This window comes from Mucilaginibacter gossypii (assembly GCF_900100945.1).
In the GTDB taxonomy this organism is placed as follows: domain Bacteria; phylum Bacteroidota; class Bacteroidia; order Sphingobacteriales; family Sphingobacteriaceae; genus Mucilaginibacter; species Mucilaginibacter gossypii.
The window spans coordinates 127,113-152,328 of record NZ_FNCG01000013.1 but is presented as its reverse complement, the minus strand read 5'-3'; the positions used below and the strand labels follow the sequence as shown (position 1 = coordinate 152,328).

Genomic DNA, 25,216 nt, shown 5'->3' with positions numbered 1-25,216 from the left:
AAACTATTAAACATTTATAAATGCAAACAAAATTAAAAGTATTGGCGCTTGCTTTAGCAATGCCATTGGGGATGAGGGTAATGGCGCAGCAAAAAGCGCCGGCGCAGGTATGGTCGCAGGAGAAGGCAAAAACATGGTATGCGCAGCAGCAATGGCTGGTTGGTGCCGATTTTATTCCAAGTACGGCCATCAATCAGTTGGAAATGTGGCAGGCCGATACTTTCGATCCAAAAACGATAGATAGGGAATTAGGCTATGCACAGGGCATCGGCATGAATGTGATGCGCGTATTCCTGCACCATTTAGCCTGGAAACAGGATCCGGAAGGTTTCAAAAAACGCATGGACGAATACCTGGCTATTTCAAGTAAACACGGCGTAAAAACCATGTTTGTATTTTTTGATGACTGCTGGAATAAAGTACCTAAAATAGGTAAACAACCAGAGCCAAAACCGGGTATTCACAATTCGGGATGGATGCAGGATCCGGGACAGCCTGCATCTGATAACGCAGCCAACTCTCCTGTGCTTGAAAAATATGTAAAGGATGTATTGAAGCGCTTCGCTAATGATAAACGCATTTTGCTTTGGGACCTGTACAACGAACCGGGCAACTCGGATAAAGGGAACAAAACCTTACCTTTACTTAAAAGTGTGTTTAAATGGGCAAGACAGGTAAATCCGAGTCAACCAATTAGTGCCGGTGTTTGGCGTTGGGACCTGGAGGATTTGAACAAGTTTCAGATAGCTAATTCGGATGTTGTAACCTATCATGATTATACGCCTGAAGGTGATCATCTGAAAACAGTACAATTTTTGAAAATGAACGGTCGCCCTTTAATTTGTACCGAATATATGGCCCGTCCGCGCAATAGTCTGTTTGGCACAGTATTACCAATGCTAAAAAAAGAAAATGTGGGTGCTATAAACTGGGGGTTTGTAAGCGGCAAAACCAATACTATTTACGCCTGGGATACCCCAATGCCTGATGGCAAAGAACCTAAACTCTGGTTCCATGATATTTTCCGTAAGGATGGTACTGCCTACATCCCGGAGGAAACAAACCTAATCAAGAAATTGACCGAAAGATAGTTTCAGATGTGCGGATTTCACATGTGCGGATGTACAGATGATTTCCGAATGCTGAAACCACCGTTTTAAATAGAGACGCATCCATTCCTGTTCGTCTCCCGCGTTAACCTATCACACAAATCTGCTTATCACCTGAAATGCAGGTTTATTACAGACTTACGAAGTTTTAAAAACTTCGTAAGTCTTGTTCCGAGTTATAAACCAATGACACCTATGAAAAAGTTTTTTAATTATCTGATGCTGGGCCTGCTCGGCACTATGACCGCCTGCCGCAGCCATGCGCAGCAAGTTGAGCCAGCTAAGCAGTCAGCACCCTATAGCGGCCTTATCCACGTTGTGCTTGACAGGGATTTCCCCGATCCTACAGTGATCAGTTATAATGGCAAGTATTATGCCTACGCAACCCAATCGCCGGGTGGTGAGGGAAAGATGATCAATATCCAGGTGGCCTGGTCAACCGATCATGAACACTGGACATATGCGGGTGACGCTTTGCCTCAAAAACCTTCATGGGCTTCTAATACCCAAAACTTTTGGGCACCGGATGTTTTCTTCGATGCCAAACTCAACAAATTCGTCATGTTCTTTTCCGCCGATCCCAATGAGTTGACCGGCAAATGGATGGGGATAGCCTATGCTGATAACCCGCTTGGGCCTTTTATCGATAGAGGCACGCCATTTATGAAAGGCCCAAGTTTTCACTGTATAGATCCTAAAGCTTTTGTTGACCCTAAAACCGGGAAACATTTTCTTTACTGGGGATCGGACTTCCAGCCTTTGAGAGTACAGGAAATGAAAGATGACTGGTCGGACTTTAAAGAAGGTTCACAGCCAACAGTTGTGGTTGAGCCGGGCAAGGATAAAAGTTACAGCAATTTGGTTGAAGGATCATGGCTTGATTATGATAACGGAACCTATTACCTGTATTATTCGGGCGATAATTGTTGTGGTGCCGGTGCCAATTACGCGGTTATGATAGCGAAGGCCGATAATCCGCTTGGCCCGTTTTTAAGGTTGGGTGAAAGTGATAAAACCCTCAATAGCGCTATATTGGTTAAAGATGCTGTTTACACGGCTCCTGGTCATAATTCTATTTTTACCGACGAAAAGGGAAACAAATTTATAGCTTATCATGCAATTGAAATAGCCCATAAGGAAAAGGGAAGGGTAATGTGTACCAGCCCTATCAAATATCAAAACGGCTGGCCGGTAGTAACTAAATAAATACAACATGGTTCATCAATTAAAACATCTTGCACTTTGCGGATTACTGTCGCTGGCTTTTTTTAAAGTTCAGGCGCAGGTATCAGGTAATAAAAACTTTAAACCGGCAGCCGGCGTAAGTGTAATGGCAAATACCGCAAACGTAACGGTAACCTGGCCGGCAGGGATTAACAGCAAGGCTAAACTTGTTTTAAATTTAAAAAATGGCGAACCGCTATTTACCAGCGTACAGTTAAGTAAAAGAGGTATTTACAAGCCGATAATTGAAAATATCGATCCGCAGTTTATCCTTACAGAAGGTAAGCGTGACCTCATCTCTCAAAACGGCTGGAACATCTTTTTTGATAAAGTACCGCTGAAACCTCACCATTCATACAAAATAGATTTTCATAAAAAGGGCATCAGCGTAAGCAACAAAGGCTCGCGCACTATAATTACACTGCCCGGATTAGAAGCTCCCAATTTTAAAGGCGACCTGGAGATAACCCTCTATAACGGCGAGCCCATGTTTAATGTGGCCGCGATTGTATCTACACAAATTGACTCGACAGCTATTTTGTATGATGCCGGTTTGGTAGCGAAAACCAACCCGGTTAAAGCTGTCAATTACAGTGATGTTTATGAACACCTGCAAACAGAAGATGTCAGTAAGCCTGATACTGCTAAAAATCTTGCTGTAAAATACCGTACTATCATCGGGAGCAACGATAAGGGCAGCATAGCCGTGTTTCCCGCGCCGCACCAGTATTTTTATCCTTTGGATGAAGCCTTTAATCTCAAATTTGTATGGTATGGCAGTAATTATCGCAACCTGCTTCCGGGCTATGGCCTTGGCATCCGGCAGGAATTGCAGGGCGATAAACGGTACGTTCCCTGGTTTAACGCGCCTCCGGGAACTAAACAACGACTCAACTTTTTTTGCCTGCTGGGTAATGATGGTGCCGATAACCTGCTGAATAAAGTAAAGCAATTCACCCATGATGACAGTTACAAGCCGCTACCGGGTTATAAAACCATGGCAAGTCATTTTCATAATGAGTTTATCATGAGCGTGGTGCTGGCGGGTAAGCCGGTCCCGGACAGCCCGTCGTTTGTGAAAGTGCTGAAAAGGCAGGGCATCAACATCATTCATTTGGCTGAGTTTCATTACACAGCGCACCCTAAAGGACCGGACGAGCAGCGCCTTAAAGAATTAAAAGCGCTGTTTGATCAGTGTAGCCACTTGTCTGATTCTAATTTTTTACTGCTGCCCGGCGAAGAGCCTAATGAATTTTTTGGCGGCCATTGGCTGGCATTTTTTCCTAAGCCGGTTTACTGGGTCATGTCGCGCAAGGCGGGTACGCCTTTTGAAAGTACCGATGCCGAACATGGCAAAGTTTACCACATTGGTGACAAAGCCGATATGCTGAACCTGCTTAAAGCGGAAAATGGTTTGGCTTGGACAGCGCATGCCCGTACAAAGGGATCAACCGGTTTCCCGGATGCTTATAAGAAGGAAGATTTTTACCTGTCCGACAGATTTTTAGGAGCTGCCTGGAAAGCTTTACCGGCCGATCTGTCCGAACCGCGTTTGGGTAAACGGGTATTTGACCTGATGGATGATATGAATAATTGGGGGCTGAAAAAGAAAATACTCTCTGAAGCCGACCTCTTCAGTATCGAGCCAGAAAACGAAATGTATGCCCATCTCAACGTAAACTACCTGAAACTTGCCAAACAGCCGCAATATAAAAATGGCTGGCAGCCGGTGCTTGATGTTTTGGAGCAAGGCAAATTTTTCTCTACCACCGGCGAAGTTTTAATCGAAGATTTTACAGTAAATGGCCATTCATCAGGAGAAACTATTGCCCTCCCGGCTGACGGCAAATGCACGGTGAACTTTAAAACCAGCTGGACATTCCCGCTCAACTTTGCTGAAATCATTTCAGGAGATGGGAAGCGGGTTTATCGTGAGCGCATCGATCTTACATCAACGCAGGCCTTCGGCACAAAAACATTTAATAAAGTGCTCAATATGAAAGGCCGCAAATGGGCACGATTGGAAGTTTGGGATGCCGCCGTTGATGGTGCTTATACGCAAACGGTTTGGTTGAAGTAAAAACCTCAAACCAATGCCGCCGCTCGGCTCCAGCCGAGTGGCAACTATCAAAACGGCCTCTGGCCGGCGTGAATCCACATGGCTGACATAGGCCAGAGACCTGGAAATAACTGCCACTCGGCAGGAGCCGAGCGGCGGCGGGTGATTTTTCCTCCGCCGTTGTTGGTGGTGACAACACCGGCAACGGCATAGCTACAAGATTGCCGCGTCGCGCCAGATGCTCTCACCCATGCGGCTCCTCGCAATGACATAATTTTATTTTACAGGGACTTTAACCAACGCCCGTTCTGTAAAGAAACTTTTAAGGGCTGCTATTTTCCCGGTGCGGATGAGATAGCTAATGAATAAGGCAATTAACATAAATTTTTACTTAACAATACTTGCAAAACGTTGATAAAAGGCGGTAGGGCTGTCGGCATGCTTTGGCTCATATTTGCCTGCAATAAGGGGGATATAGATTACCCTGCGGCGGCTTGCTTCACCAACTACGGTTGACTGGGCTACGCGGTGCCACAAGCGGCCATCATGTATGGTCAGGTCGCCCGCAGTGGGGATAATAGCTACCTCATTTTCGTCGGTATCATGGTCAAGGAAATACTTTTTACGGAAAAGCATCTGGTAAAGGTTTTGCTTATGTGTGCCGGGCAGGATGCGTAAACCGCCATTCTCCGGTTTTAAAGTGCTCAGGTGAATCCCAACATTCAGCATCGGGTTTAACTTTTGGCCATGAAAAATATCGCGCAAACCGTCGGTATGCCAGCCCATTTTAGTAAAACTGCTTTCGGGGCCATTTACATAGTGGTTAAATACCATGCCGTCTTTTTCGTCGGTGCCCAGGCGCGAACCTTCACCTATGAGGTTAAGCAGTACCTCGAAACGCGGATCTTTGGTAAATTCATTTAACAGGTTATGGTGCTGATTGATAAAAGCAAAACGCTGCACAATAGGTGACCCGTCAAGATCTTTACCGTATTTGATGGGTACGCCGTTTACCTTTTCGGTGTTATTATTTATCCAGGTGTTTTCAACCTGTTTTGATGCATTGATGATGTCGGTAACAGTTTCGGGCTTGATGAAATTTTTGAAATGGATAAAGCCGTGCTGATTAAAAAAAGCCTGTTGTTCGGGCGTAATTGTTGAGCCTAAGGTGAATTTTTGATATGACGCTGCCATGTGGTGGAAAGATATTATTGTAACCTAAAAATGGATTTGTAAACGCTGTTACCGCTTAAGCGGCAGGGTAAGAAAGGAGCAGGTCCTTTTAAGGGAAATTAACAACAACAGCTGCACATGACCCTTGTTATGAAGGGCATTCGCATTGGGCATGCAAATAATATGTTGCGCGTATTGTTCAATGTATATTAAATCTATCTTTTTAATAGATTAATACAAATGTAAACAAATTGTTAATCACTCCAAATATTTATGAAAATATTTTTTAATGCTTGTAAAGCCCTGCTGTTACACGTTCAATCAGATTTTTAGGGCCATGTGTTGCCGCTACGGCCGAAAGCTTGTTTAAAAATCCGGGTACTATTTCGGCCTTTTTGTTGAACATTCCATTTATCCCTATCGCCGCAACTTTATCGGGATTCATATTAAACTTGGCTGCCAGTTCGGCCAGGGCATCCATCCCTGCGCTGTGGGCAAAGCCTGTGTCTGTAGGGCCAGGGCAAAGGCAGCTTACTGATACCGGCGTGTCCTTAAGCTCGTATCTTAAAGCCCGACTAAATGATAAAACAAACGCTTTGGTGGCTGCATATACAGCCAGCGTTGGTACAGCCTGGTAAGCCGCGGTGCTGGATATATTGAGGATAAAAGCCCGCTGCTGCAATTTTAAAAGCGGGATAAAATGATAGGAGAGCTCGGTAAGGGCATTCATATTGACCTGCATCATCCGGGTTTGTGCGCTCAGATCCAGCTCATCGAAATTTCCCCACGCACCATGCCCCGCGTTATTTATTAATATCGATACAGGTACATCTAAGTTTTTAGCCCAGTCAAAGACCCGGAGGGCCGCACCTGCACCGGAAAGATCAATCGCGAGATAATCAGTCTGAACATAAAAGTCGGCTTTTATTTGGGCAGATAAAGCAATGAGGTCATTTTCTGACCGGGAAACCAGCAGTAGGTTATATCCTTTTTGAGCCAGCAATATAGCCATTGACCGCCCAATGCCTTTACCTGCTCCCGTAACTAAAGCGTACTGATCCATTATTTTTATGAGTTATATCTGCGATGCAAGTTTAAATAAAATAGTCTACTAAACTTGTAGACTATTTAAAATATTGTTACGTTTGTATTGATATGAAAACTATACTGCCCCGTTTTCGTTTTTTAAGCTATAACCAGCAAGGTTATTGTTGTTGCTGGTAAATCGTAACCGCTCCCCTACCCGTTATTATATCTGTAACACAACAATTATCACAAGCTTAAAATTGATCATGACCGCTTATCGTACAAAATATTTATTCAGCGCCCTTGTAGTCATTAGTTATATGTTATCTGTACTTCCGGCATCCGCCCAGCTCTTGGCTTCGGTGCGATACAAGCTTAACCTGTTGCCCGACACATCCGCCCATAGTATAATTGATGATAGCTATTCGTCCAAACTGCTTGCGGGGGTATCAAACAAACCTGTTATTGATAAAGCCAATGCGGTTTTTGAAACTGATCTGGAAAGTGAGCTGGATACCCATGCCGGTCGCAAAAAGGTTTTGAGCTATTTAAAAGAGCTATCGGCCAACAATACCGGCGAAAGTAATTATAACCAGGCCAAAGTTAAATCATATTATAAGCTTGCCAATGTATTTGCCAAGCTGCATTTGTATCCTTTGGCCATGAAGTGCTTTTTTAAAGCGATGGTATCTAAAAAGGTGGGGAGTGATCTTATACCCGCTGCGCCGGATTCTGTTATTGCTGATACAACCGGCCGGCAGTTACATTTAAACAGTGGCCTGTTGGCCATTAACGCGAATGACGATTCGGTATTTGTAAACACCCCGGTTCAATTAAAAGATAAAAAAGAAAAAAAGAGCAAGTCTATCACTTATAACCGCATCCTGAACACATTTAATGATGGTAAAAAAGCGGCTGCTTACGCATTGTTATTTCATGTAAAACAACCAAAACCGGGTAAACCGACTGTATTTGTACGGGCCAACACCGGTCATACTTTTATCACCCTCATCAAGTACAACGCCGATTCAAGCTCGGTTTCTGTTTCCTTCGGATTTTATCCTAAAAAGGACAATATATTTTCAGCCACTCCATGGGAGCCGGAAACCTCGGGCACTTTCAAAAATGATGAGGCGCACAAGTGGGATGAAGTAATGGGCAAGTTTATAACCGAACGCCGGTTTAAAAGAATCCTGAAGCTCACCCGTTTATACGATGGGTTGGAGTATCACCTGTCAAAAAATAACTGTACCGATTTTGCTTTACAGGCAGCTTCCTATGCCGGATTTGGGGTTACCAACTCAAAAGGCTCATGGCCGCTGGGCCAGGGAAACAATCCCGGAACAACCGGGCAAAGCATTATAGCAGGTGGTATTTATGATAATGATAAAGCCGATCTTTTTATTGATTTTGATGAAAATCTGAAATAAAGGTTAAACAGATTTAAGCACACTTCCTTCCGTTCCAACCTCAAGTATGTGCCATAACCCGCATGTAAGGGCGAAATTGTTTCTTTGATGACCCACCGGAAAATCAAAGCAAACTGGATAGTCATAGTCTTTTACTTTTTCGGTAACGATATCATAAATGCTGTGGCCAAATTCTTCGCCTTCAATATCGGGCGTTAGTTGAAAGCCTCCTATAATTAGCCCGGCCAGGTGCGAAAGTTTACCGCATTGCTTTAGGTTCCAGAACATGCGGTCGATATTGTAAAGGCGTTCATGGGTATCTTCAACAAATAAGATTTTTCCATTCGTATCAAGGTCAGACGGCGTACCCGAAAGCGTCGCGATCAGGCTCAGGTTACCGCCAACCAATAGGGCTTCGGTTTTTCCGGAGCGGTTTTGGGGGCAAGCAGGTGACGAATAATTAAGGCTTTCGCCGGTAAGCGCCTGCCTTATGGATTGAATAGTGGCTATCTGCATAGCATCGGCCTTTGCCCAGTCATCAGGAAAACTGTTGCACATTTTTGAATGCAGTGTTGCAATACCAAAATTCCGGTTGATATGGCAATGCAGGGCGGTAATGTCGCTGAAGCCGATAATCCATTTAGGATTTTTCTTAAACTGTTTGAAATTGAGTCGGTCAATGATCCTCACCAATCCGTAACCCCCTCTTGCACACATAATGGCTTTAATCTCGGGGTTATCCAGCATCTGCTGCAGGTCTGCCACGCGTTCTTCATCTGTTCCCCCGTATATAAAATCCTTTTTGCCGGTGTTATCGCCAATCTGCACCTTAAAGCCCCAGTTTTGTATAAGTTGTACAGCCGGCATAAGGTCGGCCAGGCTCATATATCCCGATGGACTAATAATGCCTATGGTATCTCCGGGTTGCAAATAAGGAGGGATTTTGTGACGGGCTTTAGTATAGGGATTTGTTGGAGTAACCGACCATGCCCCTGAGGTTGATAAAGCGGCGCCGGCCGTGACTAAGGAGGATATGAAGCGTTTTCGGTTCATTTTATACCTGCTGCATTTTGATGCAACAGCGTTTATAAAAGTATGAAAAAACGGGAGTATAAGTAATGAATACCTCGCAGGTAAAATTCATTATCCTATAATCTTTACATAACCCCTCACCTGCTTTTACCTAAAGATAAGTAAATTTGAATTTGATGAAGATAAAGCATATCCCATTTACCGGACTTAAATTATTTATAGGGTTAACCCTAATGCTATTGTCTCTCGTTTTCCAGGCTTGCCACACCTCCGGCCGTAAAAATGAAACTGACACCACAAACCCAAGGCTTGTTAATGCATCATCTGCCGGATTTAAAGTTAAAGCGGCCATTTCCTGTACCAAAAACGGGATGATCAGGGAAGACAGCATTTTATACATGCAGCAAGGCGGGGAGGCATTTAAACCCACAATAGTTAACTTGAATGGTACATCTGCCAATAAAGCTGATCAGGATATGGCATGGATTCCTGGTGGTACCTTTAGCATGGGTGGGGTTAATCCAAGGGGTATGACCGATGGCGGTATGGAAGCCATGGACGATGCCAGGCCTGTTCACCGGGTATTTGTTGATGGTTTTTACATGGATAAAACCGAGGTAACCAATAACCAGTTTGCCAAATTTGTAAAAGCTACCGGCTACATAACCGTGGCTGAACAAAAACCCACCGAGGCAGAATTTGCCGGTGTTCCGGCCGAAAAACTGGTTGCCGGATCGGTTGTTTTTACGCCTCCGCATCAAAAAGTGCAATTAGATGATATTTCGCAATGGTGGTCGTACCAAAACGGGGCCGACTGGAAACACCCGCTTGGACCGGGTTCTGACTTGATAGGTAAAGAAGATTACCCGGTAGTACAGGTAGCCTGGGAAGATGCTGCTGCCTATGCCAAATGGGCCGGAAAACGCCTGCCCACAGAGGCCGAATGGGAGTTTGCAGCAAGAGGAGGTAAAGCCGGTGAACTATATCCCTGGGGCAACCAGTTAAAACAGAACGGACGCTGGATGGCCAACACATTCCAGGGATCTTTTCCTGATCATGATGATGCCGAAGATGGTGAAACCGGCCTGGGGCCGGTAAAAAAATACCCGGCGAATGCTTACGGTTTGTATGATATGGCCGGCAACGCATGGGAATGGTGTGCTGACTGGTACCGAAATGATTATTACAATAGCTTTAATCCTAATATGGTTGCGCGCAATCCTAAAGGGCCTTCTGATTCTTCAGATCCGCAGGAGCCGGGGCAAAAAAAGAAGGTTCAAAGAGGCGGCTCATTTTTATGTACCGACCAGTACTGCACCCGCTATATGGTAGGCTCGAGAGGTAAAGGCGAATATCGCTCGGCAACAAACCACGTTGGCTTTAGATGTGTAAAGGATGTTAAGCATGGTAATAATACGACACAGGACACCCAAAAAGCACTTTAATATTTTTCGTGATATTTATATATAAGAATTTATCGGGAACAATGGGTAACAAGTTCAAAAGCTTTCTGCTTTAAGTATTCCGCCTTCCGCTTCAAAAAGGGCATAAAAAAAAGAAGCACTCCTGATGGGCAGGAATGCGTTCTAACCAATTATAAACCTAAATTATGAGAAGAGATGTAAACCCGGAGTCGAACCGGTGGCGCTGCCTGTCAGCCATTCACATGATGTTACAAATATACGTGTAATCTTTACATTTATTGTCATCTTAATATGAAAATTTTATTTTCATTGGTATATTTTTATAGATAACGATTGGTTTATAGATAATTGGCAATGAATTGCAATAATTAAAAAACTGCCGGTTTTTTTGCAAAATATAGTATAGCTCTAACGTCTCTTCCGCTTAGTCAGTAAGACAATGCTGCTAAATTTAAGTGACAGGTGGCTGTACCCCTCCTGGCTATTGAGTTCGTCTAATAAAAACAATTGTCATTTCGAAACGAGGAACGAGTGAGAAATCTTATACGAGCTATAAACTTTGCATGGCAGCTTAGCACAATGTAGAAGATTTCTCCTCACTCTTGCGCGCTGCCCCACCAGTGTTCGCTCGAAACGACATCTTCTTCGATTCTCAATTAATATTTAAAAGATATACATACATCAACTGATTCTAAAGAGGGTTTCCTGGTTCTATGTCACTGCCAATAAGTATTCAGGATCAGGTCCTGCGGCTTTCAACAGTGTATACGAAGCTTTCGGCCTTGTAATAGCCAAGGTTATACTCCATGGGGCGCTCGCCCTGATCGTAAACAAATCTTTTTCTGAATAATACGGGGCTGCCGGTTTCAATTTCAAGCTTGCCGGCTATGAACTTATTAGCTTCCAGCGCACTGATTTCTTCTTTTGACAGGTTTGCTATCGTAGAATATTCTTCCTCCAGCATTTCATAAAGCGGGCGTTTAAAATCCTCTTCGCCTGTAAGGCCTATGCGCGGGTGAAAATAAGATATGAAATAAACAAAAGGGTTGTCGCTGCTGCCCCGTAGCCGCTCCATTTTCACAATTTTTTTCTCTGTACTGATATCGAAAAAGCTGGCGGTGCTTTCATCAGGAAATACCCAGCTTACATGCAGCTCATAATTTTTTACGGTAATACCTCTCGCTTTCATTTCCTGCGAAAAACTGAGCCAGTTCATTGATTTTGAACTGATCCTGGAGTTGGCAACTTTAGTACCAAAACCCTTTTTGCGGATCAACAGTTCTTCGTAAACCAGTTTATTAATAGCCTGCCGCAGTGTTGTGCGGGATATAGCCAACTTTTTTGCCAGCTCTACCTCGTTAGGTAATAATTTACCCGCCTGGTAAACCGGATCTTTGATCAGTTCGCGAAGCAATTGCTCGGCCTGTATATGGAGTGGAATAGGGCTTTTATGGTCGATGGCTAATTTCATAATGGTTTTTACTAACCTTAATGAGGAAATATATGGCTAAAGATAGTAAAAAGGTTAATTATGTATTTACATGGTTTAAGGATGTGTTTTAATTTGCCAAACAGGATATCTATATATTGTATGGAACGTTAATAATTCAATGACTTTATTCTATTTCTATCAACCTAACTACGCAGCAATTATTGGTATCGATTATTTACTTTCAAGCTCCATAACTTAAATGTTCATACAAATGGTTATTTCATTGTTTAATATTATAAATTGTTCCATAATTACCCCTCGACTAAAGGTTCAACTGATGGAAAATAACCTTTTAATTACTTATAAATTCGCCTTGATTATGCCTTTATGAATTTGCTAAAAAAGTTACTTCCCATACTTCCGGCTACTTCTTAGTATGCAGTTTAGTTAATGCAAATTGCCCTATCCTATCGCCCTCATCTACACCGTTAGTTATGGATGGCATATAATGGATACCACCATAAAACCTGCTGATAGCGGCCTCCTCGGCCGCGGCTTTAAAGGATTTAAAATTGCGCGCGGGGATAGCAAATTCCATTTCTGTAGAGTCAATGAACGAAAATTCATCGCCAAATAATTTGCCTAACACGGCTGCTGATGCGGTAGATACAACACTGTGCCCGCTGGTATACTCGGGGAAAGGCGGCGTTTGCAGCAATGGCATCCAGCTTTGATCAATATACTGGTTAATGTAAGTTTCGGGCCTGATCACCTTGCTCCGGTATTTTTCGTCCCAGCAGTTTATAAAACTATCTGCAATAACTACAGCTATACAAGCATAAGCTTCAGCACTTTTCACATAACCGGCCTTAGCCTTACGACAAGCCAGCGCCGTGATATTGATCCAATGCCCTCCCGGCGAGATTTTTTTTGTGGCAAACATAGTGTGCCCGTTGATATTCACCTTAAAGGGGTTATCATCCCAAAAAGTAGCAATGGTAGCCTCATCATCGGTGAGGTGCTTGCCTGTATCATATACTTCCATAGCCAGCTTGTAAAAATTACTACCGGGAATGTTGCTGAAGGTAAACGGATGAGCTGGTTTAAATTGCTGTGCCGAATCAAGCAAAAATGGGCGGATCTCGTTCCAGTGCGGTTCAATACCTTTCATGTAGGCCGGTGGGGTGGGCTTCCAGCTTGCGTCATCTGTTTGCACATCATATTTTGATAATGAGCGGGTATGTTTATAGTTATCCTTACCCGCCCATTTTATGATCCTGTCGGCAATAAGTTTACCGTACGCTATCGAGTTATCATACACACTATCGGGCATGCCGGTATTTTTAAACTCCTGCATCAGTTTGTCATGAAAACCCTCTATCCTGCCCTCACTCATCACCAGGATCTTACCAACGGTTAAAATAGCGTGCGATGCCGATAACGTGAAGCAATATTTTTTACCAGCTATAGGCTTAGGTACCGAGTCGAGCCCTTTCAGTTGCCCTTCAAGCGATTGGTAATGATCATCGCCATTTCGCGCAGCCTCGTATGCAGCCACACTGATATAAGCATAAATACGACTGGCAACCGGCGGCGAATAAATATCATGCCTTACCACATCAGTAACATCTTTTATAGACCGGTGGATAAAATCCGGGTTTTCGGCTGGTTTTTCCCAGCTTTTTTTGCCGCATGATGAGCAAGTTATAATAACAATAAGGGCAAAATATAGTCTCTTCATCATGATGAAACAGCAAAGGCTTGATCAGTTTAATTGGTCTGCCCCTCAAATCAGGGGTTCAGATCAAAGCTAACAGTTAATCAATATTTAAGTATGGCCCGATAGTAATTAACTAACTTTTGATACAATTTGCAGAAACAGGAATTGTAAAATCCGTTTTCTTTACACTGGCTTATTGCATTATAACCAATAAGTTAAAGCTTAACCAAAGCATAAACCATCAATCAATTATTAACCATATCTGCATGATAAAAAGTTTACCCCAGGCGTTTAAACTATCTACCTTATTGTTACTTTTTTTTGGTGCCGGATGTTCAAAAAAGTCATCAGGCCCAACGCTCTTTAAGCTGCTCGATGCTTCACAAACCGGTATCGATTTTAAAAATACCATTACCGAAAGTGACAGCATCAACATCCTTAACCACCCCTACCTGTACAATGGCGCCGGTGTTGGTATCGGCGATTTTAATCATGATGGCCTGCCCGATGTTTACTTTGCCGGCAACATGGTTGCCAATAAATTATACATTAACAAAGGCTCACTTACTTTTAAAGATGTTACCGATGCAGCGGGTGTAGCCGGTAATGGCGACTGGTACGCAGGTGTATCAGTAGTTGATATCAATAACGATGGCTGGCCGGACATATACGTCTGCTCATCATTTAAAAGCGATCCCAACCATCGTAAAAACCTGCTTTTCATCAACCAGGCAACCAATAAAGATGGCGTGCCAACCTTTAAAGAATCGGCAGCAGCCTATGGCCTGCAGGACACCGGCTACAGTACACAAGCCGTATTTTTTGATTACGACCATGACGGCGACCTCGACATGTACCTGCTCACCAACTTTTTAGGCAAAGAAACGCCGGTGGCCTATCGCCCTAAATTAACCGATGGCAGCGCACAGAATAATGACCGCCTTTACCGTAACAATGGTAATGGTACCTTCACCAATGTAACCAAAGAAGCCGGGATATTGATAGAAGGTTTTGGCAACTCCGTTTCCATATGCGATGTGAATAACGATGGCTGGCCGGATGTTTATGTTGGTAACGACTTTATATCGAACGATGTATTATGGGTGAACAATAAAAACGGCACCTTCAGCAACCGCGCGGGCGAATATTTTAAACACACGGGCTGGTCGGTAATGGGATCGGATATGGTTGATATCAACAATGATGGCAAGGCCGACCTGGTATCATTAGAGATGCTGCCCGAAGAAAACGTACGTAAAAAAACCATGCTTGTAGGCGATAATTACATTACCTATATCAACAATAACAAATTTAAATACGAGCACCAGTACATCCGCAATGTGCTGCAGCTTAATCAGGGGCAAACACCCGCCGGCCATCCGCAATACAGCGAAATAGCTTACCAGGCCGGTGTTTATCAAACCGACTGGAGCTGGACACCTCTTGTGGCCGATTTTGATAACGACGGTTATCGTGACATGATGATCACCAACGGCTATCCCCGCGACGTTACGGACCTTGATCACGCCCTGTACAGTAACGATCAGGGCCGTACAGTTAAAGAGAATACTACTTTAGCTGCTGCCGATTCATTCCCCGTTGTAAAAACATCAAGCTACGCTTTCAGAAATGCGGGCGGGTACTTGTTTAAAGATCAGTCGAAAGATTGGGGAATTGTGAAACCTACCTTTTCAACCGGCGGTGTTTACGCCGATCTGGATAATGACGGCGATCTTGACCTCGTGATCAATAATATTGATGACGATGCTTTTATTTATGAAAACACCGCTAACAGCAAAACGCAGGTAGCCAAAGATCACAACTACCTAACTGTTGCACTACAGGGCGACAGCAAAAATATTGGCGGTATGGGTGCTACCGTCCGTATCTATTACAAAGGCAAGCAGCAGTTTTATGACCAGCAACCCTGTCGCGGCTATATGAGTACGGATGATGCCCGCGGGCATTTCGGTATAGGGGCCACTACATCTGTCGACTCATTGCGGGTACGCTGGCCCGATGGTAAAACCCAGTTGCTTACCAATGTTAAGGCAAACCAAACACTTACATTGCGGTACAAAAATGCCTCTGGTTATTTCCCGCCGGATGCTTTCGGCAAAATCATCCCGGTGTTTCAGGAGGCGAATAACCAAACAGGCATAAAATACGTGCACCAGGAAAAAGACGCTATCGATTATAATATACAGCCTACCCTGCCGCACAAGCTAAGCCAGTATGGGCCCGCTATTGCTGTTGGCGATGTGGATGGAAATGGTTACGATGACCTTTTTATAGGAGGCTCCGCCGGTAACAAAGGGGTATTTTTCATGCAGGATGCAAACGGTCATTTCGCTATGGATAACAACCGTTTTATGCACGAAGATTTTAAAGAAGAGGAAGACATGGGTGCATTATTGTTTGATGCCAATGGCGATGGCTTCCCTGATCTGTATATCGCAAGTGGTAGTTACGAATTCCAGAAAGGGCATACCACGGCTCAGGACAGGCTTTACATCAACGATAAAAAAGGTCATTTCACCCGCGACCTTGCCGCCGTGCCCGTGGAATATGATAACGGTTCATGTGTACGTGCTGCTGATTTTGATGGAGATGGCGATTTGGACCTTTTTGTAGGTTCAAGATCGGTTTCAGGCGCTTATCCTTCATCACCCGTTAGCCATTTACTCAGGAACGATGGCGGTAAATTTACCGATGTTACCAGCCAGTTTTGCCCCGACCTGATACATGGCGGCATGATCACCGACGCGCTTTGGTCGGATTTTGACAAGGATGGTAAGGCGGACCTGGTGGTGGTTGGCGAATGGATGCCGGTTACCTTTTACAAAAACACCGGCCATGGCCTTAGCAAGATCAAATCGGGCATTGATGATCATGTGGGCTGGTGGAACAGCATAGTTGCAGGTGACTTTAACAACGATGGCAACATTGATTACGTAGCCGGCAACCTGGGCCAAAACTCAAACTACAAAGCATCATTTGAACAGCCCATGACCATTATGGGTAAAGACCTGGATGGTAACGGCTCCTTCGATGCCATGATATTTTGCTTTATGAAGGATGAGGACGGCTCACAGAAACCCTTCCCCATGCATACCCGCGATGACCTCATCAGCCAGGTGATCTCCATCCGCAAAAAATATCCAAGCTATCGCGGCTTTGGCCATGCGACAATGAATGATCTTTGGAGCGAAAAAGACAAAGCAGGTGCTGTGGTACTTAAAGCTACAGATATGAACACCAGCCTTATCACCGGCAAAGGCACTGGTACTTTTAGTATCAGTGCATTACCGCAAGATGCACAAATGGCCCCGGTGTACGGCATAATAGCTGAAGATGTTGACCACGATGGCAACCTCGACCTGGTAATGACTGGTAACGACTTTGGTATGGAACCTTTTACCGGGAGGCACGATGCTTTTATGGGTTTATATATGAAAGGCAATGGAAAAGGCAGCTTTGCTCCGCTATCAGTAGCTAATAGCGGTATTTATATCGCGGGCGACGGTAAAGGGCTGGCAAGTGTACAATCGGCTAAAGGAGGCAGGGTTTTAGTAGCTACCCAAAATCAAGATAGCATTAAAGTATTCCGGAAAACGGGCGCTAATTCTGCCAGGCGATATATTAAATTAAAGCCCGATGATTTTTATGCTGATATTACGCTCAAGAACGGAGGCAAAAAGCATATTGAATTTTATTATGGATCAACCTATCTATCGCAATCGTCAAGGATATTGGAATTGGATGCTAATACAGCAGAGGTAACCATAACAAATTATAATGGTAGGAAAAGGAAGGGGAGCTGATAGTTATAAATCCATGCATATCCGTCATGTCTTACTGAGTGTTAAATCCGGTGGCCTGTGAAGGAAAAATGACAAAGGGGCCTGTCAGTCCGAGTGTTTAAATCCGGAGGCCTCTGAAGGTGAAATGGCAAAAGAGGGCCTGTCAGTCTGAGCCTGTCGAAGACTCGTGCGCAGAGGCCCAGCCCGCCATGCTTCGAGGGCCTACCCATGACACCCCTTTTTATATTTCATGGGAAAGTTTTGGATCCGATGAATGCTAAAAAAGCAGTTGAAGACTTACGAAGCTTTGAACTTCATAAGTCGGGACGTCTATTATATTAAACTTACTGACACTTTCATTTAATAGAAACTGTGATACATAATAGCCAAAAGGAGGGGGATATTGGTAACTTAAACTCCAATCTTCCTCCTTTAACCAACCAACTCACTCACAATTTTTGCCGACAGCAAACACAACGGGATCCCTCCTCCCGGGTGTACGCTTCCCCCGCAAAAATATAAACCTTTTATTTTTGAGGATTTATTGGCATGCCGTAAAAATGCTGCAAACCGGCTGTTGGAGCTGGTACCATAAAGGGAGCCCTGGTACGAAGACGTGCGGCTTTCGATACTCCGCGGATCAAGGATGCTTTCATTAGCAATAAGTTTGCGGATGTCTTTATTTAGCAAACGGCTTAACTTATTTAATACATTTTCCCTCGCCCCGGCTATCAGTGCATCCCAATCCTGCCCGGTGTTAGCAGGTACGTTGATCATCACAAACCAATTTTCGCAACTCTCGGGAGCATCGTTTGGTTTATATTTGGAGCTGATGTTAAGGTAAACGGTAGGGTCATGATAAATCTCCTTTTCCCGCCAAATGTGATTAAACTCGGCCTCGTAATCAGCACTGAAAAAAATGTTATGCAGGTCAAGCTCCCTGAACTGATACCGGATCCCCCAATAAAATATCAGGGCCGAACTGCTTCGCTCCTGGTTTAATATTTTTTGAGGATAAAGTTTGGGATAATTGCTTAGCAGCTTGTGATAGGTGAACCAGATATCCATATTGGATACCACAAGATCCCCTTCAATTACTCCATCATTCGTCTTGATCCCCCTTACTGTGTGACCTTGCAATGCAATTTCTGCTACCGGGTTATTGTAGTGAAATTTAATACCTAATGATTCGGCCAGCGCCACTAAGCAAGAAGTTATGTTATACATCCCACCCTCCGGAAAATAAGCGCCGAAATGCTGCTCCAGGTGCGGGATTACGTTCAGCGTGGCCGGTGCGCTATAAGGATTTGAACCATTATAGGTTGCATACCTGTCGAAAAATTGCACTATCCTTTTATCCTTGAAAAAGACCTCATTGGCCTTGTGCATAGTGCGAAAGGCATCTATCTTACCAAACTGAAATATTGATTTGACGGTATCCCAGCGCAGATAGGTTTTAAGCCGATGCAGGGAGCGCTCTAAAAAAACGTGGTTGGTAACGTTATAAACCATACTGCTGTTATCAAGGTAATGCTTTACAGCTGCAGCAGGTTCTCCTGTCTTTTCCTGTATCTCATCACTAAACTTGCCTGCATTAGCGTAAGCGGTTAAACGCGTACCATCTTCATAAAAATATCTGCAAACAACATCGAGCTTTTGATACCTGAAATAATCAGACGGATTTCTTCCCGCCAGCTTAAAAAGCTCGTTAACATATTGCGGCATGGTAAACAGGCTCGGCCCGGCGTCAAAGCGGTAACTATCCTGCTCAAACTGGCTTAACTTACCACCGGGGTAACTATTAGCTTCATAAACTTCAACCTGATATCCTTTTACCGCCAGGCGGATAGCTGTCGCAATGCCCGCTATACCGGCACCAATAATTAAAGCTTTTTTGGGGAGAGGCATGGGGTAAAGATAACCGGGATTCGGGGGATTTTTAGGATTAACAGGATTTTTTCTGACCTGATTAGAAAAATCCAACTAATGTCAAATGTTATAAACTGCAATCACATTGATCGGATCTCTTTAAACCAGAGAAAAATCCTGTACTCCCAAAAATCCTATAAAAATCCCGGCGCAAAAACTACACATGATGAACGCCTTCGCCAATCTCTTCAATAGCTTTGCGGTTAAATGCTTCCAAATCATCAGGGCGGCGACTTGTTACCAGGCCCTTATCAACCACCACCTCTTCATCAACCCAATCAGCACCGGCGTTTTTAAGATCGGTTTGTAAAGATGGATATGACGTTAACCTTCTGCTGTTGATCATGCCTGTTTCTATCAGCAATTGCGGGCCGTGGCATATTGCCGCTACCGGCTTGCCCTCATCCAAAAACGCAGATGCAAAGGCAACGGCATCTTTATTTTGTCTCAACTTATCGGGATTAAGCACACCGCCAGGTAAAACCAGCGCATCGTAATCATCAGGGCTTACTTCATTAAGCTCTTTATCAACATTGATTTCGATACCCCAGTTAGTTTTATCCCAGGCTTTGATTTTTCCGCTTTTGGGTGATATCACATGTACTGTTGCACCTGCCTGCTCAAGGGCTTGTTTTGGGCTTGTTAATTCAACCTGCTCAAATCCTTCTTCGGTAAGGATTGCCACCTTACGACCGTTTAAACTTGCCATAATTTATAATTTATTAATTAATGATTATAAAATTTAAATACAATATAAATACAGGCAAAAATAAGGATGGTTTTAGGAATTTTAAAAGAGAAGATAGAATCTTGCTAATCAAGCTTAGAGCATATGAATTTCATTTAACTCAAGCATTAAAAAGTTGTCTGTTTGTAGGATTTTGAATGTTGCAGAAAGATCGCTCCATTCACCATTTATAGGCAAATCATAAATAACGTATCCTATTATTGTCATGTCATGTCGCTCATCAATCTTTCTAATAGTATAATCAAAAAAGTCTATATCTTTATTTGGATCGATGTTACCATTGATTATTGCGGATTCCGGAGACGTAACCTTATACTTTTCCTCTAACTGTTCGTCAGGCAATCCATATCCGTTTATTATGTCTTTAATATTTGACGGGCTCCATTGATAATAAGGATCATGAAGAGTTAACTGATAAGCTTCATCGTATCTTCCGTTAGCTAACAATTCAATCCAACTAAGGACTGCCTTTTCTATTTCAATACGATCAATTGAATATATCTTAAGCGGCATGGTTAAATTCGAAATAGTTTAGCCTTGATTTTCCGTATGCTGCAACGCGTAGTTTATAAAGTTACTTGTCAGCCCATAATCCTCTGTCCCCTTACGGCGGATAAAAAAGAAATCACGCTTAATTTTCAATCCTTCAATAGGTACTTCAACCAAATCACCTTCGGCCAATTGACGGATAATTGATGGGCGCGGCATAAAGCCAAGGCATTGATCGGCCAGGAGGAAGTTTTTCAAAGCCTCGGTACCACCAAGGCGGATCTTTACCGACAGATCGGCCGGTTTAATATGCAAAGCAGACAAGGCTTTTAATACGGCATTCAACGTGCCCGAACCACGCTCTCTCACGGCGAGGGGTGTTTTTACAAACTGCTTTAGTGTTAATGACTTGCCTGCCAGCGGACTTTTAGCCGAGCAAACCGGGATCACCTCATCACTCATAAATGGTTTGTATGATACGGTAGTGAGTTTATTATCAACCTCAATTATACCAATATCAACCTCATGATTTAACAAAGCGTTCAGGATGTACTCGCTGTTACGGTTTACAAGCTGTACATCCACATTGGCGTACTCGCGCTGAAAACCAGAAAGTATCGAAGGTAAAATATACAGGGCAATAGTTGTACTTGCGCCCAAACGCAAATGCCCGGCAGCCTGCGAAAGATTACTTAACACCGAAAGATCATACTCTACCTTCCGCTCTATCTCTGTTGCCTGCTGTAAATACTCATTTAGCTTATTTCCGGCTTCAGTTAATAAGATACTGTTGCCTTTACGCTCAAACAGGGGCACTTTATATTGATCTTCAAGCGCCTTCACATGCTTGCTGATGGCCGGCTGTGTAATAAACAGTACCTGGGCTGCCTTACTGAAACTCAGGTTGGCGGCAACTTCCATAAATACACGGTGGGCAAAAGAGATCATGGGGCAAAGTTAATTTTTTACCCGTTCAAAGTACTTACCTGTAAATTTATATACGATATAGTCGCGGGTAACCTCTCGGTTTGCATTAACTAACGGACTATGGATGCTTTGTGTTTTAGCGTCATAATAAATAGTCGGGATCACTTTCATATTAACTACCGAAAGAAAGCTATAATCAAAATATAACTTACTATGCATGCCGGTTTGGGTTTTAACCAGTAACACGGTACCGTTTAACTTCCCGCTTTCGATAGTAAAAAACTGGATGCCCTGGGTAGCATCAACACTTGAACGTACCGAATTATATGCTGCCAGATAATAAACTTTGTTATTGGCCTTAAGCGTATAAATTTTGGAGTACCAGTAAACCGGGTTATGCTTTTTGCCAACGGAATCCATTTTAAGCGATGACGATACTTTGCCGCTAACCTTGTATTGCAAAACATTATCAAAATCATAGCCGGTGCTGCCCAACCTGGTATCCCAGGAATAAGTACGGAACAAACCATCAGCAGATGTGGCTATCACAACCCGCTCTTTCACCAGTTCGGTAAAGGGATAGTTTATTGTTCCGGGATATTTGGAGGTATAGTACTTCAGCTTAAAGCCAAAGATCTTGTTCATTTTTTCTAATGAATCAATTGCTTTCCACTCTTTTTTGTGGGAGCCGTAATAGTTTACCCTTTTAAAAATCCGTAACAGATCGGCCTCAATAGCCTGCGGACTTTGAGCAAACAAATTTGCTGAGTAAAAGCAGCAGCAGAAAACAATTATTAACTTAAAGGTTTTCATCGGTAAACAAGATACACAAAAAAAGCAAATCCGGCAGACATTCTGTTACGATGATTGCCAGTTAGCTGTTTTTTAGCTTTTTATTTTTTCAAAATACCGTCCGTTGAATTTGTATTTGATAAATTTTGAAGTAACCTGTGCTTTGGCATTTACCAACGGTACATGTATAGTTTGCGTTGTTTGATCAAAAGTGATAGTCGGCCGTTTTTCAAACGGCAGATCAACCACTGATCCAAAATCATATTCATAAAAAATTTCATTATGAAAACCCGATTGCGTTTTAATGATCTTTACATCATTATTCAAAACACCGTTTTGAATGGCAAATAACCTGATCCCGGTACCGGCATATCTTGATGATTCAATAACTCCATAAATGCCAAAATAGTAAGTTTTATCGCCGGCTTTGAAAGTATATAAGTTTGAATAAAAAGGAGCGCCGCCGTCCCCTGGGTTGTTCATCAAAGATGACTTTGTTTTATCGCCGGCTTTGTATTGTAACACGTTGGCACAAATGTGCATAGTGCCTCCAGTCCATGTATCCCATGAGTAAATCCTGAACAATCCATCCGCCGAAGTGAAAATATCAAGTTGCGCTTTTTTTAGCGAGTTAAAAGGTAAGTTTATAGTATAAGGATAGGTTTCTGTATAACGTTTTAATTTATTACTAAAAGCATCATTGGCTTTAATAAGGGAATCGCCCGCATTTTCATTCCATTTGCCTTGCTGCTCGTCCCAATATTCAATCTTTTTAAATGATTTGAGTAAGTCGGCTTCAATAGCTTGCGGTGTTTGCGCGAAGAGTTTAACCGATGTGATAAAACAGAAAATAACAATCAGGTTCAAGGCTTTCATACCCCAATATTACAGCATAAAAATAGGGATAATCAAATGACTATCCCTATCCTATAATTTATTGATAATATCTTCTTTATTAATTTTCAGCTGTTCCGCAACGTCATTGATGATCGCCATAAGTGTTCCTAACTTTATAGGATCGTGATTTGGGATGGTAATATTCTTTACGCCATCATTAAGCGTAATCGATAACCTGATATGGCTTCCGGTTTGTCTTATAACCTCGTAACCATATTTCAATAAAACTTTGATCAGATCTTTTCCTGAAACATCACGGGGAGCTCTTGGAGACATAGGTATTTTCAGAAAAATTAAACGGTTATCACTTCCTCCTTAACCAAATGGAGCCGAATGATTTTAGGAAGCTTATCTTCATCAAAATGACAATGGACAGCATCGCGAATATTGGCTTTTAGCTCATCAAGCGTATCTCCTTCTGTAAAAATCGACTCGCCGATTGCCCTCGCGTTATAACCGCCCTCTATCGCTTCTTCAACAAGGAAAAATATTTCGTTCATATTCAAATTTAAGAAATATTCTTCACAAAAAAACCCCATAGCATGTGTGCTATGGGGCCTATATTTTCTCATTTACTTATGCCTCAACCGGCTGGCCAATCAAGTGCTGAGCAGCAAGGTACTCGGCAATTTGCACGGCATTAGTAGCTGCACCTTTACGCAGGTTATCAGATACTATCCAGCAGTTAAGTGTATTGTCCTGGGTTTCGTCACGACGGATGCGGCCTACAAATACCTCATCTTTATCATGCGCGTCGAGCGGCATAGGGTATTTCAGGTTAGCAGTATCGTCAACCACAACAATGCCGGGAGCGTTAGCTAACAGTTCACGAACTTCTGCCAGGTCAAAATCATTTGCAAACTCAATGTTAACCGACTCCGAGTGGCCACCCATAACCGGGATCCGCACGGTGGTAGCAGTTACTTTAATGCTATCATCGCCCATGATCTTTTTGGTTTCGAGGATCATTTTCATTTCCTCTTTAGTATAACCGTTTTCGGTAAATACATCAATCTGCGGGATCACGTTTAAATCGATAGTGTAAGGGTAAACTTTAGGGCCGTCGATACCTTTACGCTCGTTAAATAACTGGTCAACAGCTTTAACACCGGTACCGGTAACCGACTGGTAGGTTGAAACTACCACCCTTTTAATTTTATATTTATCGTGCAGTGGTTTTAAAGCCACTACCATTTGTATGGTTGAGCAATTTGGATTGGCGATGATCTTATCTTCGGCTGTAAGTACATCAGCATTTACTTCGGGTACAACCAGTTTTTTGGTTGGGTCCATACGCCATGCCGATGAGTTATCAATAACAGTTGTACCAGCAGCTGCAAATAAAGGAGCCTGCTGTAATGAAGTGCTTCCGCCGGCCGAGAAAATTGCTACGTCCGGCTTCATCTTAATCGCATCCTCAACAGAAACCACCTTAAACTGCTTACCCTTAAAAGTAATTTCTTTACCAATACTTTTTTCTGAAGCTACGGGAATTAATTCTGTAACGGGGAAGTTGCGTTCTGCAAGAACCTGCAACATTTTGGTGCCTACTAATCCTGTAGCACCTACTACTGCGACTTTCATTTTTTAAATTGTTTTTGAAATGTATCAGGCTGCTTCACAGCGCCTGTTTTTAATTAATTATGTGTTTTAAAAGTTAAACCCTCAAATATGCACATTTTTTTGCTATCCTGAAAATATAAAGTCTATGGTTTTTGTGGACATTGGGTGACTGGTTGATTAAGTTGATTAGGTGAGTGGTTTGTTTGTCTGAATCAAAATTTTCCCTTACTGGCGCAAGTCTTGAGCGAAGGCCTAATGGGTGGCTGACTTGTGACTTCTAAAAAACGATTAATTTGTCTGAACCGGAATTTTTAGAATTAAGTGAATACCATGCAAAATTTCAGAAATTCAAACAATTCGTTTAATTCGAGTTTCAGACAACATCCTGACAATCCTTAAATCGTAAAAATCCAGGTTCAGAATAATGGCGTTGCCTGCGGCCCGCGCTATACGCTTATAC

The 25,216-nt window shown here is 43.0% G+C and carries 20 protein-coding genes; 6 read left to right on the top strand and 14 right to left on the bottom strand.

Features of this window, described 5'->3' with window-relative positions:
• Positions 1-20: 20 nt before the first annotated feature.
• The 3 genes from BLS28_RS21570 to BLS28_RS21560 all read left to right on the top strand — a co-directional run bounded on the left by BLS28_RS21570 (position 21) and on the right by BLS28_RS21560 (position 4,413).
• The gene (locus BLS28_RS21570; RefSeq protein WP_208057763.1) at positions 21-1,091 is read left to right on the top strand and encodes a cellulase family glycosylhydrolase; all 1,071 of its coding nucleotides are present in this window, start codon (positions 21-23) and stop codon (positions 1,089-1,091) included.
• 213 nt (positions 1,092-1,304) lie between these two features.
• Entirely contained in the window at positions 1,305-2,315 is a 1,011-nt protein-coding gene (locus BLS28_RS21565; RefSeq protein WP_176844532.1) for a glycoside hydrolase family 43 protein, read from the top strand.
• A 7-nt stretch (positions 2,316-2,322) separates the two neighbouring features.
• Positions 2,323-4,413, top strand: a complete 2,091-nt coding sequence (locus tag BLS28_RS21560) for a CehA/McbA family metallohydrolase domain-containing protein (RefSeq protein WP_091172232.1) — start codon at positions 2,323-2,325, stop codon at positions 4,411-4,413.
• A 366-nt stretch (positions 4,414-4,779) separates the two neighbouring features.
• Here BLS28_RS21560 and BLS28_RS21555 read toward each other — a convergent pair whose 3' ends face one another.
• Both BLS28_RS21555 and BLS28_RS21550 read right to left on the bottom strand, forming a co-directional pair.
• Entirely contained in the window at positions 4,780-5,586 is an 807-nt protein-coding gene (locus BLS28_RS21555; protein ID WP_091172230.1) for a phytanoyl-CoA dioxygenase family protein, read from the bottom strand.
• Between the two features lie 265 nt (positions 5,587-5,851).
• Complete coding sequence (locus BLS28_RS21550) at positions 5,852-6,628, bottom strand: SDR family NAD(P)-dependent oxidoreductase (protein WP_091172228.1); 777 nt, start codon at positions 6,626-6,628, stop codon at positions 5,852-5,854.
• Between the two features lie 229 nt (positions 6,629-6,857).
• On the opposite strand from BLS28_RS21550, the gene BLS28_RS21545 reads away from it, so the two are divergent.
• On the top strand, positions 6,858-8,021 hold the full coding sequence (locus BLS28_RS21545) for a hypothetical protein (protein WP_143020837.1): 1,164 nt from the start codon (positions 6,858-6,860) through the stop codon (positions 8,019-8,021).
• Positions 8,022-8,024: 3 nt separating this feature from the next.
• Here BLS28_RS21545 and BLS28_RS21540 read toward each other — a convergent pair whose 3' ends face one another.
• Positions 8,025-9,053, bottom strand: a complete 1,029-nt coding sequence (locus BLS28_RS21540; protein ID WP_091172224.1) for a S66 peptidase family protein — start codon at positions 9,051-9,053, stop codon at positions 8,025-8,027.
• Positions 9,054-9,208: 155 nt separating this feature from the next.
• On the opposite strand from BLS28_RS21540, the gene BLS28_RS21535 reads away from it, so the two are divergent.
• On the top strand, positions 9,209-10,477 hold the full coding sequence (locus BLS28_RS21535; RefSeq protein ID WP_256337502.1) for a formylglycine-generating enzyme family protein: 1,269 nt from the start codon (positions 9,209-9,211) through the stop codon (positions 10,475-10,477).
• A 718-nt stretch (positions 10,478-11,195) separates the two neighbouring features.
• On the opposite strand, the gene BLS28_RS21530 is transcribed toward BLS28_RS21535, so the two are convergent.
• Positions 11,196-11,927 carry a GntR family transcriptional regulator gene (locus BLS28_RS21530; RefSeq protein WP_091172222.1) on the bottom strand — a complete coding sequence of 244 codons (732 nt, stop codon included), beginning with the start codon at positions 11,925-11,927 and terminating at the stop codon, positions 11,196-11,198.
• A gap of 385 nt (positions 11,928-12,312) precedes the next feature.
• Positions 12,313-13,632: a vanadium-dependent haloperoxidase gene (locus tag BLS28_RS21525; protein ID WP_218134492.1), complete on the bottom strand. Its 1,320-nt coding sequence runs from the start codon at positions 13,630-13,632 to the stop codon at positions 12,313-12,315.
• Positions 13,633-13,874: 242 nt separating this feature from the next.
• On the opposite strand from BLS28_RS21525, the gene BLS28_RS21520 reads away from it, so the two are divergent.
• The gene (locus tag BLS28_RS21520) at positions 13,875-17,432 is read left to right on the top strand and encodes a VCBS repeat-containing protein (protein ID WP_143020836.1); all 3,558 of its coding nucleotides are present in this window, start codon (positions 13,875-13,877) and stop codon (positions 17,430-17,432) included.
• A 411-nt stretch (positions 17,433-17,843) separates the two neighbouring features.
• Here the strand turns inward: BLS28_RS21520 and crtD are convergent, their stop codons facing one another.
• From crtD to BLS28_RS21475, 9 genes are all read right to left on the bottom strand, one after another.
• Complete coding sequence (gene crtD, locus BLS28_RS21515; protein WP_091172303.1) at positions 17,844-19,319, bottom strand: 1-hydroxycarotenoid 3,4-desaturase CrtD; 1,476 nt, start codon at positions 19,317-19,319, stop codon at positions 17,844-17,846.
• Positions 19,320-19,497: 178 nt separating this feature from the next.
• Positions 19,498-20,049 (bottom strand): type 1 glutamine amidotransferase domain-containing protein, encoded by a 552-nt coding sequence (locus BLS28_RS21510; RefSeq protein WP_091172217.1) that lies wholly within the window; start codon positions 20,047-20,049, stop codon positions 19,498-19,500.
• Between the two features lie 114 nt (positions 20,050-20,163).
• Entirely contained in the window at positions 20,164-20,601 is a 438-nt protein-coding gene (locus BLS28_RS21505; RefSeq protein ID WP_091172216.1) for a hypothetical protein, read from the bottom strand.
• A gap of 18 nt (positions 20,602-20,619) precedes the next feature.
• Positions 20,620-21,525, bottom strand: a complete 906-nt coding sequence (locus BLS28_RS21500; RefSeq protein WP_091172214.1) for a LysR substrate-binding domain-containing protein — start codon at positions 21,523-21,525, stop codon at positions 20,620-20,622.
• A 9-nt stretch (positions 21,526-21,534) separates the two neighbouring features.
• Positions 21,535-22,317 (bottom strand): hypothetical protein, encoded by a 783-nt coding sequence (locus tag BLS28_RS21495; RefSeq protein WP_091172207.1) that lies wholly within the window; start codon positions 22,315-22,317, stop codon positions 21,535-21,537.
• 72 nt (positions 22,318-22,389) lie between these two features.
• The gene (locus BLS28_RS21490) at positions 22,390-23,172 is read right to left on the bottom strand and encodes a hypothetical protein (RefSeq protein ID WP_091172205.1); all 783 of its coding nucleotides are present in this window, start codon (positions 23,170-23,172) and stop codon (positions 22,390-22,392) included.
• Between the two features lie 51 nt (positions 23,173-23,223).
• The gene (locus tag BLS28_RS21485) at positions 23,224-23,469 is read right to left on the bottom strand and encodes a type II toxin-antitoxin system HicA family toxin (protein WP_091172203.1); all 246 of its coding nucleotides are present in this window, start codon (positions 23,467-23,469) and stop codon (positions 23,224-23,226) included.
• Between the two features lie 17 nt (positions 23,470-23,486).
• Positions 23,487-23,693, bottom strand: coding sequence for a 2-oxoisovalerate dehydrogenase (locus BLS28_RS21480; RefSeq protein WP_091172201.1), 207 nt, complete (start codon positions 23,691-23,693; stop codon positions 23,487-23,489).
• A 76-nt stretch (positions 23,694-23,769) separates the two neighbouring features.
• On the bottom strand, positions 23,770-24,777 hold the full coding sequence (locus BLS28_RS21475) for an aspartate-semialdehyde dehydrogenase (protein WP_090534105.1): 1,008 nt from the start codon (positions 24,775-24,777) through the stop codon (positions 23,770-23,772).
• Between the last annotated feature and the right edge of the window lie 439 nt (positions 24,778-25,216).

Coding starts and splice junctions, on each gene's coding strand:
- BLS28_RS21560 (WP_091172232.1), top strand. CDS start 2,323: ATGGTTCATCAATTAAAACATCTTGCACTTTGCGGATTACTGTCGCTG.
- BLS28_RS21520 (WP_143020836.1), top strand. CDS start 13,875: ATGATAAAAAGTTTACCCCAGGCGTTTAAACTATCTACCTTATTGTTA.
- BLS28_RS21530 (WP_091172222.1), bottom strand. CDS start 11,927: ATGAAATTAGCCATCGACCATAAAAGCCCTATTCCACTCCATATACAG.
- BLS28_RS21485 (WP_091172203.1), bottom strand. CDS start 23,469: ATGTCTCCAAGAGCTCCCCGTGATGTTTCAGGAAAAGATCTGATCAAA.
- BLS28_RS21510 (WP_091172217.1), bottom strand. CDS start 20,049: ATGGCAAGTTTAAACGGTCGTAAGGTGGCAATCCTTACCGAAGAAGGA.
- BLS28_RS21550 (WP_091172228.1), bottom strand. CDS start 6,628: ATGGATCAGTACGCTTTAGTTACGGGAGCAGGTAAAGGCATTGGGCGG.
- BLS28_RS21570 (WP_208057763.1), top strand. CDS start 21: ATGCAAACAAAATTAAAAGTATTGGCGCTTGCTTTAGCAATGCCATTG.
- BLS28_RS21495 (WP_091172207.1), bottom strand. CDS start 22,317: ATGAAAACCTTTAAGTTAATAATTGTTTTCTGCTGCTGCTTTTACTCA.
- BLS28_RS21490 (WP_091172205.1), bottom strand. CDS start 23,172: ATGAAAGCCTTGAACCTGATTGTTATTTTCTGTTTTATCACATCGGTT.
- BLS28_RS21475 (WP_090534105.1), bottom strand. CDS start 24,777: ATGAAAGTCGCAGTAGTAGGTGCTACAGGATTAGTAGGCACCAAAATG.
- BLS28_RS21480 (WP_091172201.1), bottom strand. CDS start 23,693: ATGAACGAAATATTTTTCCTTGTTGAAGAAGCGATAGAGGGCGGTTAT.
- BLS28_RS21535 (WP_256337502.1), top strand. CDS start 9,209: ATGAAGATAAAGCATATCCCATTTACCGGACTTAAATTATTTATAGGG.
- BLS28_RS21545 (WP_143020837.1), top strand. CDS start 6,858: ATGACCGCTTATCGTACAAAATATTTATTCAGCGCCCTTGTAGTCATT.
- BLS28_RS21525 (WP_218134492.1), bottom strand. CDS start 13,632: ATGATGAAGAGACTATATTTTGCCCTTATTGTTATTATAACTTGCTCA.
- BLS28_RS21500 (WP_091172214.1), bottom strand. CDS start 21,525: ATGATCTCTTTTGCCCACCGTGTATTTATGGAAGTTGCCGCCAACCTG.
- BLS28_RS21505 (WP_091172216.1), bottom strand. CDS start 20,601: ATGCCGCTTAAGATATATTCAATTGATCGTATTGAAATAGAAAAGGCA.
- crtD (WP_091172303.1), bottom strand. CDS start 19,319: ATGCCTCTCCCCAAAAAAGCTTTAATTATTGGTGCCGGTATAGCGGGC.
- BLS28_RS21540 (WP_091172224.1), bottom strand. CDS start 9,053: ATGAACCGAAAACGCTTCATATCCTCCTTAGTCACGGCCGGCGCCGCT.
- BLS28_RS21565 (WP_176844532.1), top strand. CDS start 1,305: ATGAAAAAGTTTTTTAATTATCTGATGCTGGGCCTGCTCGGCACTATG.
- BLS28_RS21555 (WP_091172230.1), bottom strand. CDS start 5,586: ATGGCAGCGTCATATCAAAAATTCACCTTAGGCTCAACAATTACGCCC.